Annotated in this window: 9 protein-coding genes; 7 read left to right on the forward strand and 2 right to left on the reverse strand. The window is 64.1% G+C overall.

Features of this window, described 5'->3' with window-relative positions:
- Positions 1-179: 179 nt before the first annotated feature.
- The 3 genes from FLM52_12475 to FLM52_12485 all read left to right on the forward strand — a co-directional run bounded on the left by FLM52_12475 (position 180) and on the right by FLM52_12485 (position 3,323).
- Complete coding sequence (locus tag FLM52_12475) at positions 180-1,199, forward strand: TRAP transporter substrate-binding protein (protein NVN56594.1); 1,020 nt, start codon at positions 180-182, stop codon at positions 1,197-1,199.
- 260 nt (positions 1,200-1,459) lie between these two features.
- Positions 1,460-2,017 (forward strand): TRAP transporter small permease, encoded by a 558-nt coding sequence (locus FLM52_12480; GenBank protein ID NVN56595.1) that lies wholly within the window; start codon positions 1,460-1,462, stop codon positions 2,015-2,017.
- 1 nt (position 2,018) lies between these two features.
- Positions 2,019-3,323: a TRAP transporter large permease subunit gene (locus FLM52_12485; GenBank protein NVN56596.1), complete on the forward strand. Its 1,305-nt coding sequence runs from the start codon at positions 2,019-2,021 to the stop codon at positions 3,321-3,323.
- 773 nt (positions 3,324-4,096) lie between these two features.
- Here FLM52_12485 and FLM52_12490 read toward each other — a convergent pair.
- Together FLM52_12490 and FLM52_12495 are read right to left on the reverse strand one after the other, a co-directional pair.
- Complete coding sequence (locus FLM52_12490; GenBank protein NVN56597.1) at positions 4,097-5,611, reverse strand: ABC transporter permease subunit; 1,515 nt, start codon at positions 5,609-5,611, stop codon at positions 4,097-4,099.
- A gap of 59 nt (positions 5,612-5,670) precedes the next feature.
- Entirely contained in the window at positions 5,671-6,411 is a 741-nt protein-coding gene (locus FLM52_12495) for an ATP-binding cassette domain-containing protein (protein NVN56598.1), read from the reverse strand.
- 501 nt (positions 6,412-6,912) lie between these two features.
- Between FLM52_12495 and FLM52_12500 the strand changes: the two genes are divergently transcribed.
- From FLM52_12500 to FLM52_12515, 4 genes are all read left to right on the forward strand, one after another.
- Positions 6,913-8,082, forward strand: coding sequence for an isovaleryl-CoA dehydrogenase (locus FLM52_12500; GenBank protein NVN56599.1), 1,170 nt, complete (start codon positions 6,913-6,915; stop codon positions 8,080-8,082).
- Positions 8,083-8,137: 55 nt separating this feature from the next.
- Positions 8,138-9,745 (forward strand): methylcrotonoyl-CoA carboxylase, encoded by a 1,608-nt coding sequence (locus FLM52_12505; protein ID NVN56600.1) that lies wholly within the window; start codon positions 8,138-8,140, stop codon positions 9,743-9,745.
- Between the two features lie 83 nt (positions 9,746-9,828).
- Positions 9,829-10,668 (forward strand): enoyl-CoA hydratase/isomerase family protein, encoded by an 840-nt coding sequence (locus FLM52_12510; protein NVN56601.1) that lies wholly within the window; start codon positions 9,829-9,831, stop codon positions 10,666-10,668.
- 166 nt (positions 10,669-10,834) lie between these two features.
- Positions 10,835-13,102, forward strand: coding sequence for an acetyl/propionyl/methylcrotonyl-CoA carboxylase subunit alpha (locus tag FLM52_12515; protein NVN56602.1), 2,268 nt, complete (start codon positions 10,835-10,837; stop codon positions 13,100-13,102).

Here is a 13,102-nt window from a genome sequence, read left to right on the forward strand (position 1 = left end):
TCCGCATCAGGTCAGCATCAGACCAAGGTCTAACAATATCGCCAAAGGCTTTCATGCAACGACACTATGAAAGATTTCATCGATACTGCGAATCAGAATTAACGATTGGACGGGATGGCCCGTCGCTTGAAGAATGAAATTGTCTGCCGACAACATTCAATAATAATGAGGAACAAGACATGCGTAAGCCCAACGATTCCCTCACTCGCAAGACCCCGACAGTCAAGTCCTTCGCCTGGCTGGCGACAGTGGGTGCCCTGGCCTTCAGTGGCTCGGCACTCGCGGCACAGTGGAACCTCGCCACTCCGTATGGCGATGCCAGCTTCCACACCAAGAACACCAAGCAGTTCGCCGAGGAAGTCACCGAGGCCACCGATGGCGAGCTGACCGTGACCGTGCACAGCGGCGGTTCCCTGATCTCCCACGGCGAGATCAAGCCTTCCGTGCGTCGCGGCACCGTCCAGGCCGGTGAAATCTTCCTGTCGATTCTCTCCAACGAATCGCCGGTCTACGAGCTGGACACCCTGCCGGGTGTCGCCTCCAGCTACGAAGAAGCCTTCGCCCTCTGGCAGGCCTCCAAGCCGGACATCACCCAGCTGTTCGCCCAGGAAGGCCTGATGCCGCTGTACGCGGTCGCCTGGCCGGCCCAGGGCATCTACACCGACTTCGACCTGACCGACGTCTCCCAGCTCAAGGGCCTGCGTATCCGCGCGCCCAACATCAACACCCAGCGCTTCGTCGAGAACGTCGGCGGCAAGCCCACCGAGACCGAAGAAGCCGACATCCCCACCGCCTTCAGCACCGGTCGTGTCGATGCGATGATCACCTCCAGCTCCACCGGCAAGTCCATGTCGGCCTGGGATTACATCAAGCACTACAACGACGCCAAGCTGTGGCTGCCGAAGAATATCGTCTTCGTCAACAAGCGTGCCTTCGATCGCCTCGACGAGAGTACTCAGCAAGCCGTGCTCGATGCCGCCAAGGCCGCCGAGACCCGCGGCTGGGAAGCCAGCAAGGCCGATGCCGCCGAGAGCGCCAAGGTGCTGACCGAGAATGGCTTCACCATCACGGAGCCCGACGCCAAGCTGGCGGAAGACTTGAAGGCCGCCGGTGACAAGCTGTTCCAGGACTGGAAGTCGCGTGCCGGTGAAGAAGGCCAGCAGCTGCTCGAGCGCTACCGCGCAGACCTGGATGCCTGAGATCCGCTCGCAAGCCCGACTGCCCGGCGCTGAATGCTGGACATGTGGCCAAGCGCATCGACCGTGCACTGCCTGAGCAGCGTCTGAGCATTGCCTGAGCGCTGCAGATGTCCTGACTGACCCCAGCTGCAGCGTTGCTATCCCGCCACGCGGTACGCCACTCGAGACTCCGACACCTGCCGCCCGCCGGCAGGTGACCCACGGACAAGCCTGTGTGCAGCATCGCGTGGCCACCCTCACCTTCCCTGTGAGCGCCCGTCATGACCTATTTCTTCGACAGACTCTATCGCCTCGGCGCGTGGGGTGCGGCGGCCTGCATGCTGCTGATCTGCACCCTCGTCAGCCTGCAAGTCTTCCTGCGCCTGATCGACGCCATCATGGTGATGTTCGGCGCCGAGCGTCTCGGCTTCGAGATCTCCGGCGTGTCGGAAATGGCTGCCTTCCTGCTGGTCGGCGCCACCTTCCTGAGCCTCGCCTACACCTTCACGCATCACGCCCATATCCGCGTGACGCTGGTCATCAACCGCCTGCCGGCCGCCGTGCGCGTGTGGATCGAAAGCCTCGCGCTGCTGATCGCACTCGGCCTGAGCGTGTTGATCACCCATGAACTGGTACTGCTGGTCGGCGAGAGCCTCGAGTACCACGACATCTCCTCCGGCCTGCTGGCGCTGCCGCTGTGGATTCCGCAGAGCGTGCTGGTCGCCGGTACCGGCCTGCTGTGCCTGGCGATTCTCGAGACCCTGATCGCCACGCTGCGCACCGCCTTCACCGCGCCCTCAAGCTACGTGGCGCCCGAGCCCGAAGACGGAGCCGAATGACATGCTGACACTCATCCTCGTCACTCTGCTGGCCCTCGCCTTGCTGCTCGGCAGCGGCGTGTGGGTCGCCTTCTCGCTGATCGGCACCGGCTGGATCGTGCTGACCTTCTTCTCCACCTTCGAGACCGGCCCGATCCTGGCCTCCGATTTCTGGGGTGCCAGCTACGGCTGGGACCTGACCGCCCTGCCGATGTTCGTGTGGATGGGCGAGATCCTGTTTCGCTCGGGACTGGCCGACAACATGTTCCGCGCCCTGGCGCCGTGGCTCAATCGCCTGCCCGGCCGTCTGCTGCACTCCAACATCATCGGCAGCGGTCTGTTCGCCGCCGTGTGCGGCTCCTCCGCCGCTACCTGCGCCACCGTCGGCAAGATGACACTGCCGGAACTTGAGCGCCGCGGCTACGACAGCAATCTGGCCATCGGTACCCTCGCCAGTGCCTCGACCCTCGGCCTGCTGATTCCGCCGTCGATCATGATGATCGTCTATGGCGTGGTCACCGAGCAGTCCATCTCGCGTCTGTTCATCGCCGGTGTCCTGCCGGGCATGCTGCTGCTGGCCCTGTTCATGGGCTACCTGGCGATCTGGTCGAAGGTCGTCGGTGAGCCGCAGGGCCGTGCCGGCCATGACGAGCCGCACATGGGCTTCATGGCCAAGCTGCGCAACAGCGCCCAGCTGATTCCGCTGCTGGCCCTGATCGGCGGCATTCTCGGCAGCATCTACGGTGGTCTGGCGTCACCCACCGAAGCGGCCGCGGTCGGCGTGGTACTGTCGCTGATCATCGCGCGCCTCAACGGCCACATGACCGCCGCCACCTTCAAGGAATCGCTGTTCGCGGCGCTGCGCACCTCGTGCATGATCGCCTTCATCATCGCCGGTGCCTCCTTCCTGTCCTCCGCGATGAGCTTCACCCAGATTCCGATGCAGCTGGCCGAAGGCATCGCCACCCTGGGGCTGTCCCCGACCATGCTGCTGGTGGTGCTGACGCTATTCCTGCTGATTCTGGGCTGCTTCCTTGACGGTATCTCGCTGATCCTGCTGGTGACCTCCATCATCATGCCGGTCATCGAAGCCGCCGGTTTCGACCTGATCTGGTTCGGTATCTACCTGATCATCGTGGTCGAGATGTCGCAGATCACCCCGCCGGTCGGCTTCAACCTGTTCGTGATCCAGAGCCTGACCGGCAAGGACATCATCACCATCACCAAGGCGACACTGCCGTTCTTCCTGCTGATGATCTTCTCCATCGTGCTGATGCACGTCTTCCCGGAGATCGTGCTCTATCTTCCGCAGGCCATGAACAACTGATCAGGTGACACAATGCCATGGATGGCAGCTGGTAGCGCTTCCAGACTCGGGAACCGCAGCTGTCGGCACCTCTATCGGTCGCCCCTTGTCTCAGGGGCACCGAGCGTCACGGCAGACATACGGTGACGTGCTTGCAGACCTCCCCACGGGGAGGTCTTTTTTATGCCGCCTGCCTGGCACCTGCCGCTCGCCGCACGCCGCTTACAGAGCACCGCGACTGAAAGCATCGAGACGCAAAGCACCGTCCTCGCACACAGCCCAGCCCCATACAGCTCAGCTCAGATCGGCACACGGACACGGACACGCACACGAAAAAGCCGCCCCTTCCTTGCCGTGAGGCAGAAAGGGGCGGCTTTTTCGTCAACCGACAGGCGAGGCTAGATCAGGACAGATGATCTGCCGGGGCGCTGGCCGGGGTGTCGATCATCGTGTGACCTTTGCCACCGCCACCATGCCCACCATAGCCGTGGCCATGATCGAACAGACCACAACCACTCAGGGCCAGAGTCGCCGCGACCAGTGCAATCGGAAACAGATTTTTGATACGCATGAATCTCTCCTTCAAAGGGGGTAGAGGCTGCTGCACGTTCGAGCCGTCCAGGACTGCCCGGCGCTGTCTGCAAGCGCTGTCAGAAAGCCCTTACTTTCCCCTTCACATTACGCTGATCGACGACCAACGTTAAACCTTCGCAGCAGCCTTCCTTTTTTACTGCACGCCTTGTACAGGAGTTGCGACATGATTGTCGTGTAATGTACTCCGCCGTTTTTCCAGCTCAGCGAGCCTTCAGCCCGCGCATATGGGCAGGTATCACCAGACGCTCGAACAGCTCGAACAGCAGCTCGGCGCAGATGGCCAGCAATGCCGCGGGAATCGCCCCGTAAAGCACCAGATCATAGTCATTGAGCGAAAGCCCGGTGACGATCGGCTCACCCAGCCCCCCGGCGCCGATGAAGGCTGCCAGCGTCGCGGTACCGATGTTGATGATGGCGGCGGTCTTGATGCCGGTGAGCAGATTGGGCGTCGCCAGCGGCAGGATGACATGACGCAGCTGCTCACGACGCGTCAAGCCCATGCCACGTGCCACCTTGACCAGCAACGGGTCCACCGTCAGCAGCGCGGTGATCGCCGCACGGATGATCGGCAGCAAGGAGTAGACGAACAGCGCGATCACCGCCGGCACCACCCCGATGCCGAACAGCGGAATCATCAGTGCCAGCAGCGCGATGGAAGGGATGGTCTGCAGCAGGCCGGTGACGTAGAGCACCACCCGCGAGACCTTCGGATTGCGATAGACCAGCAAGGACAGCGGCAGGCCGACCAGGCAGGCCAGCAGCAGCGCCGACAGCGTCAACTGCAGATGCTCGATCAGATTGGTGCCCAGCTTGTCCCACTTGGCGCCGCTGACTTCGCGCTGCTCGGTGGTGATGCCCTGCTCCTGAATGAAGCGGCTGGCGACCTGGGCGAAGCTCTGCTCCTCGGTGGAGACCTCGGCATTCAGCGCCTGCATGCTGTCTTCATCGAGACTCCCCGCCAACTGGTTGAGCGCCGCAACGGCTTTCTCCGGCAAGGCGGCATTCACGAAGGGCACCGCCAGATATTCGGGGAAGTAGCCCTTGTCATCGTCGAGCAGCACGAAGTCGAAGCGTTGGATATCCCCCTCGGTGGAGTAGGCATCGGTGGCGTCGATCTTGCTCTCGCGCAGCGCCTGATAGGCGATGCCGTGCTCGATGCCACGCGGCACCTGGGAAAGCCCGTATTCCGCCGCCAGTCCCGGCCAGCCATCCGGACGCTTGATGAACTCATGCGACATCGCGACGGACAGCTCCGGGTGATCAGCCATATCGCCGATGGTACTGATGCCCAGCGACTCGGCCTGATCGCGGCGCATGCTGACGGCATAGGTATTGTTGAAGCCCAGCGGCTCGAGCACGCGCAGGCCCTGCTCGCGGCTCAGCTCATCAAGCGTCTCGAGCGGAGGCACGTCATCCAGCTTGAGAATGGCGTGGGCCAGGGTGCCGGTGTATTCGGGATAGACATCCAGCTCGCCTTCCGCCAGCCCCTGATAGGTGATGATGGTCTGGCCCAGCCCCAGACGGCGCTCGACCGTGAAGCCGGCGTCCTCCAGCACCTGTGCGAATATCTCGCCCAGCAGATGGCCTTCACGGTCAGCCTTGGAGCCGACCACGATCGGCTTGTCCTCGGGCCATGCCGCGGCTTGCTCTTCCGCGCTGGCAAGCGGGCTGCTCACCAGCGCCCCTAGACTGGCAAGCGCCAGGCCGGCGACCATCAGCGCACCGGACAGCCCGCGGCGCGAGCATTGCAGGACGGAAGTCGTCATCAGCGTCTTCATGCGCGTGCCTCCAGCAGTCGGGCCACGCGCTCATCCGCTGGCGCCGTGGTGATGGTGTCGGGACTGGCGGCCTGCAGCACCACGCCGGGCGCCATCACCACCATGTGATCAGCCAGGCTCAGCGCCTCGTTCATGTCGTGGGTGACCATCACCACGCTGCGCGGCTCCTCCTGCTGCATGCGCTGGAACTGGGCATGCACCTCGATGCGCGTGATCGGATCGACGGCCGAGAAGGCCTCATCGAGCAGCAGCAACGGTGGCTCCAGCATCATGGCGCGACACAGCCCGACGCGCTGGGCCTGACCACCGGAAATCTCGTGGGGATAGCGGGTCAACAGCGCCATGTCGAGATCCATCATCTGGAACAGACGCGCGATGCGTGACTTGACGCGCTCGTCGCTCCAGCCTTCGCGGTCAGCGAGAATGGCGACGTTGTCGCGCACGCTCAGATGGGGAAAGAGGCCGATCTGCTGGACGGCATAGCCGATGCGGCGACGCATGGCTGGCAGGTTGGCGTAATCGACGGCGGCGCCGAATACCTTCACCTCACCTTCATCCGGGCGGATCAGGCCGTTGATCAGCTGCAGCAGGGTCGATTTGCCACACCCGCTGGCACCGACCAGGGCGGTGATGCGATCACGCGGTAGTTCAAGATCAATGCCTTCAAACAGGCGCTGACCGGCAAAGCCCTTGTGCAGGCCGCTGAAGCGGACTGCCGGGGCGGTGTCATCACTCATCGAGTAGGTCCTTCTAGGCAGGTGAGCATGAGTCTTGAATGGCGGAAAGCGCTGGCGAGTCGGCGCACTTGCACACCAAAGAGTGCCGGTGACACCAGGCAGGTGACGGGAATGCTCCCCACTGACGCCCTCACGGCTTCCTCAATCAACAGTGACTACAGCGTCTCAGCTTATCAAGTCACCCCGGCGATGCCGGAGCAATTTCGTTTCTGAACTGACTTTCTCTCCCTGACGTCATTCAACTGCGTTACTCGACCTGGCGCTCCCCCTCGAGTCCCCTTCAGGCCCCCTGTTACAGGTCCTGCGACCTTGGTCAAAGCGCTGCATAATGACCTTTACGTTAACGTCAACTTTGACCTAGAGTAATCCCATCACACGCCAAGGCGGCCCATGGCGGGCGGACTTGATAAGCCGGTCGCGACAGACCGTTTGCCATCAGGTCATCACAGCCCCTGGTGGACCTTGCTCATCGCGCTTCACCGATCTACAGGATGCCAGATCATGCACAGCCTCTATTCACCGCTGGATTTCGGACTCGACGAGACACACACCCTGCTGCGTGAGCAGGTCAACGCCTTTGCCCGCGACGAGATCGCCCCGCGCGCCGCCGAGATCGATGCCAGCAATGCCTTCCCCGATGACCTGTGGCAGAAATTCGGCGACATGGGCCTGCTCGGCATCACCGTGCCCGACGAGGACGGCGGCAGCGGCATGGGCTACCTGGCGCACTGCATCGCGATGGAGGAGATCTCGCGTGCCAGCGCCTCGGTGGCACTCTCCTACGGCGCGCATTCCAACCTGTGCGTGAATCAGATCAAGCTCAACGGCACCGCCGAGCAGAAGACACGCTACCTGCCGAAGCTGATGAGCGGCGAGCATGTCGGCGCGCTGGCGATGTCCGAACCCGGCGCCGGCTCTGACGTGGTCTCGATGCAGCTCAAGGCCGAACTGCGCGGCGATCACTACGTGCTCAACGGCAACAAGATGTGGATCACCAACGGTCCGGATGCCCACACCCTGGTGGTCTATGCGAAGACCGACCCGGACGCCGGCTCGAAGGGCATCACCGCCTTCATCATCGAGCGTGACTTCCCCGGTTTCTCCACCGCCCAGAAGCTCGACAAGCTCGGCATGCGCGGCTCCAACACCTGCGAGCTGGTCTTCCAGGATTGCCAGGTGCCGGTGGAGAACGTGCTGGGTGAGGTCAATCGTGGCGTTAAGGTCCTGATGAGCGGCCTGGACTACGAGCGCACCGTACTGGCCGCCGGCCCCATCGGCATCATGCAGGCGTGCATGGATATCGTGGTGCCCTACCTGCACGAGCGTCGTCAGTTCGGCCAGGCCATCGGTGAATTCCAGCTGGTGCAGGGCAAGGTCGCCGACATGTACACCACGCTCAATGCCTGTCGCGCCTATCTTTATGCGGTCGCCAATGCCTGTGATCGCGGCCAGACCTCACGCAAGGACGCCGCGGGCGTGATTCTCTACTGCGCCGAGAAGGCCACCCAGATGGCACTGGATGCCATCCAGCTGCTCGGCGGCAACGGCTACATCAACGAGTACGCCACCGGGCGTCTGTTGCGCGACGCCAAGCTTTACGAGATCGGCGCCGGCACCAGCGAGATCCGCCGCATGCTGATCGGCCGTGAACTGTTCAACGAGAGCGCCTGATACGTCTCGTCATCCCCTACTCTTTTCGTACCTCTTCGCCGCTGGAGCTTGCCCGATGGCCATACTGACCTCCCTGATCAATCCGCGCAGTGACCAGTTCCGCACCAATGAAGCGGCGATGCAGGCCGAGGTCGATCGCCTGCACCAGCTGCTGGAGATCGTCGCGGCCGGTGGCGGTGACAAGGCGCGTGAGCGTCACGAGTCGCGCGGCAAGCTGTTCGTGCGCGAACGCATCGACCACCTGATCGATGAAGGCTCGCCCTTCCTCGAACTTTCTGCGCTGGCGGCCCACGACGTCTACGACAGTCCCGTCCCCGGCGCGGGCCTGGTCACCGGCATCGGCCGCGTCAGCGGTGTGGAGTGCGTCATCGTCGCCAACGACGCCACCGTCAAGGGCGGCACCTACTTCCCGATGACGGCCAAGAAGCATCTGCGCGCCCAGGAAATCGCCCGCAAGCATCGCCTGCCCTGCCTCTACCTAGTCGATTCCGGCGGCGCGCATCTGCCCCACCAGGACGAGGTCTTCCCGGACCGCGACCACTTCGGCCGCATCTTCTACAACCAGGCCACGCTGTCCGCCGAGGGTATCCCGCAGATCGCCGTGGTGATGGGGTCATGCACCGCAGGCGGCGCCTACGTGCCGGCGATGGCGGACGAATCCATCATCGTGCGCGAGCAAGGCACCATCTTCCTGGCGGGGCCGCCGCTGGTGAAGGCCGCCACCGGTGAGGACATCAGCGCCGAGGCGCTGGGCGGCGCCGAGGTCCATTGCAAGATCAGCGGCGTGGCCGACCATCTGGCCGACAATGACGCCCATGCCCTGCAGCTGGCTCGCCGCGCCGTGTCGCGCCTCAACTGGCAACGCAAGGGCCAGCTCGCCCTGCGTGAATCGCGTCCGCCACGCCTGGACCCGCAGGAGCTCTACGGCATCGTCGGCACCGATCTCAAGAAACCCTACGACGTGCGCGAAGTGATCGGCCGCCTGGTGGATGACTCGGACTTCGACGAATTCAAGCGCGAGTACGGCGAGACGCTGGTCACCGGCTTCGCGCATCTGCATGGCCATCCGGTCGGCATTCTCGCCAACAATGGCGTGCTGTTCTCGGAAAGCGCTCTCAAGGGCGCGCACTTCATCGAGCTATGCACCCAGCGCCGGATTCCGCTGATCTTTCTGCAGAACATCACCGGCTTCATGGTCGGCTCGCTCTACGAGCACGAAGGCATCGCCAAGCACGGCGCCAAGCTGGTGGCGGCGGTGGCCTGCGCCAGGGTGCCCAAGTTCACGGTGCTGATCGGTGGCAGTTTCGGCGCGGGCAACTACGGCATGTGCGGGCGCGCCTATGACCCCAATCTGCTGTTCATGTGGCCCAACTCACGCATCTCGGTGATGGGCGGCGAGCAGGCTGCCAACGTGCTGGCACAGGTCAAGCGCGACCAGCATGCCCGCGAGGGGCGCGAGTGGCCCGCCGAGGAAGAGGAGGCCTTCAAGGCGCCTGTGCGCGAGCAGTATGAGCGTCAGGGCCATCCGACCTACGCCAGTGCGCGCCTGTGGGATGACGGCGTGATCGACCCACTGCAGACCCGCGACATCCTGGGGCTGTCCCTGGCCGCGGCCATGAATGCCGAGATCGAGGAAAGTCGCTTCGGTGTGCTTCGCATGTAACCAGGCAAACACCGTGGCAATCCTTGTAGCCCGCACTGAATGCCATCAGTCATCTTTAAGCTAACAGAATGGAAGAAAGTGCGATGACAGAGCCTCGCCAATCAAGTCGCCTCGAGATAGATCAACACGGCGTCGCCCGCCTCACTCTGCTGCGCCCCGAGGTGCACAACGCCTTCGATGATCTGCTGATCGCAGAGCTGAACCAGCACCTGGAGAGCCTGCACACCAGGACGAGCCGCGACGAGGTGCGTGTGGTGGTACTGGCCTCCGAGGGCAAGAGCTTCTCGGCCGGCGCCGACCTCAAGTGGATGCAGCGCATGGTCGAATATTCGCTGGAGGATAACCTCGCCGACTCACGCGAGCTTGCGCGACTGATGCAGCTGCTCGATGGGCTGCCATGCCCCAGCGTGTGTCGTGTCCAGGGCGCCACCTTCGGCGGGGCCGTCGGTCTGGCGGCCTGCTGCGACATCGTGATTGCCGCCGAGCGTGCGCGCTTCTGTCTTTCCGAAGTGCGCATCGGCCTGGCGCCGGCGGCCATCAGCCCGTACGTGCAGCGCGCCATCGGCTCACGCCAGATGCGCCGTTATGCCCTCAGCGCCGAGGTGATCGACAGTGCCACCGCGCAGCGCATCGGCCTGGTCCACGAGACCTGCCCCGATGAGCTGCTGGAGGCGCGTGTCACGGAGATGGTTCAGACCCTGCTGGCCACCTCGCCTGCCGCCAGTCGCGCCACCAAGGCGCTGCTCAGCGAGGTGGCTCAGGCACCTGACAGTGCCGCGACCCGTGAACGCTGCTGCGAGGTGATCAGCCAGCTGCGCGTCAGCGAGCAGGGCCAGGCCGGCCTGGCCGCCTTCTTCGCCGGCACGCCGGCGCCCTGGGTGCCGACCGAGAACCAAACAACCGAGACGCCGAAATCCTCGTGATCACCAGAGGCCTGAAGCCGCTGACGGCATGTCGACGCTCTCGGCACTGGTCATCACTCTTGGTCATCAATCTCAGACATTCACCTCGGCCATGCCTGCCGGATTTTTTCATAAGAGCTTTTCTCTTCCTGATTTCCCTAGCCACCTTCGCCACAGGACGCTTGCCATGAACGCCAACCGCGAGACAGACCAGACCCTCCCCGCCGGTTGCGGCGAGATCCGCAAGCTGCTGGTCGCCAACCGGGGTGAGATCGCCGTACGCGTGATGCGCACCGCTCGCGCGATGGGCATCCAGACAGTGGCGGTCTACTCCGATGCCGACGCCGACGCCCTGCATGTGCGCGAGGCCGACGAGGCCGTGCGCCTTGGCCCCGCCAGCGCCCGCGAAAGCTATCTGGATATCGACAAGGTGATCGCTGCCGCGCGCAAAAGCGGTGCCGATGCCGTGCATCCCGGATATGGCTTCCTGTCCGAGAACGCCGCCTTCGTCAGCGCGCTGGCCGAGGCCGGCATCATCTTCGTCGGCCCGCCCCAGAGCGCGATCGCCGACATGGGCGACAAGTCCGCCGCCAAGATGCGCATGCAGGCGGCCAACGTGCCGCTGGTGCCCGGCTACCACGGTGAGGACCAGCAGGATGCGCTGCTGCAGGCCGAAGCGGACCGCATGGGCTATCCGGTGCTGATCAAGGCGTGTGCCGGTGGCGGCGGCAAGGGCATGCGCGTGGTCGAGAGCAGCGACGAATTCGCGGCGGCGCTGGCCAGCTGTCGGCGTGAGTCCCGCGCCGCCTTCGGCGATGAGCGCATGCTGATCGAGAAATACCTGACCCGGCCGCGCCACGTCGAAGTCCAGGTGTTCTGCGACAGCTACGGCAGTGGAGTCTATCTGTTCGAGCGCGATTGCAGTGTCCAGCGTCGCCACCAGAAGGTGCTGGAAGAAGCCCCCGCGCCGGGACTGACGCCGTCGCTGCGCCGTGAGATGGGCGAGGCCGCCGTGCGGGCAGCGCGCGAGATCGGCTATGTCGGTGCCGGCACCATCGAGTTTCTGCTCGACGCGCCGCAGCCGGGCAGCGAAAGCCACGGCGCCTTCTACTTCATGGAGATGAACACCCGCCTGCAGGTCGAGCACCCGGTCACCGAGATGATCACCGGCGAAGACCTCGTCGAATGGCAACTGCGCATCGCGCGGGGTGAACGCCTGCCGCGCCAGCAGGATGAGCTGACATTGACCGGCCACAGCTTCGAGGCGCGCCTCTACGCCGAAGACCCGGACAACGACTTCCTGCCCGCCACCGGTATGCTGGAACGCTTCCGGCTGGATCTGGCAGGGGGCGGACTGACCGCCCGGCAGGTACGTCTGGACAGCGGCGTCGCCGAGGGCGATGAAGTCTCGATGCATTACGACCCGATGCTGGCCAAGCTGATCAGCTACGGGCCGACTCGCGAACAGGCGCTCGAGATACTGCTGCGCGCGCTGGCAGCGCTGGAAGTGCGTGGCGTCACCACCAACCGCGCCTTCCTGTCCCGCCTGGCGGGCCATCCTGACTTCCGCGCCGCCGAGCTGGATACCCGCTTCATCGAGCGCCATCACGACAGCCTGTTCCCCAGCGCGACGCTGGATCATGACAGCCTCGCGGCCAGTGCCTTGCTGGCGCTCTCGCGCCTGAATGAGCAAGCCAATCACGCATCGCCAGCGAGTCGCACATCACATTCGCGCCAGCCCTGCGCCAGCCCATGGGAGCGCCGCGATGGCTGGCGCAATGGCCTGCCACACCAGGTGCGCCTGGCGCTGTGTCTGCCCGCTGACGCCGATACCGATGAGCGCAGCGACAAGGTGGCGCATATCATCGCGCGTCGCCCCGTAGCGTATGCCTCCATGGCGAATACGCACACGGCGGGTACCTCATCCGGGAGTGATTCGCACGGCGACTGGCAGCTTGAAGTGACCACTCACTGCGGCGAAGATAGACAGACCACACACCATCTCGGTCGGCTCACTCGCCTTGAAGGCAACGCCATCGCCGTGACGCTGGATGGCCATCGTCGTCGCTTCCAGGCAAGCCACGCGCCGGCCCGCGGCGGTGAAGTGCTGGTGCTGTCGTCAGCGCAGCACAGCCAGTCCGGCAGCACTCCACAGGGGGAATCACGCCTGCTGTGGCGGCGTGCCGATGCCGTGGACCACGCGCGCCACGAGACCCAGGCAACCCTGAATGCGCCGATGAATGGCACCGTGGTCGCGCAGCTGGTCGCGCCGGGCAGCCATGTCCCGCGGGGCACGCCCCTGATGGTGATGGAGGCGATGAAGATGGAGCACACCCTCAACGCCCCCGCCGATGGAGAGGTCGCCCAGTTCCACTTCTCGGCCGGTGACAGCGTGGTTCAGGGCGATGTGCTGCTCGAATTCACGGCCGCGCAGGTCGAGTCGGACAAGGAGTAG

The sequence above is a fragment of the bacterium Scap17 genome, from assembly GCA_013376735.1.
Lineage (GTDB): Bacteria > Pseudomonadota > Gammaproteobacteria > Pseudomonadales > Halomonadaceae > Cobetia.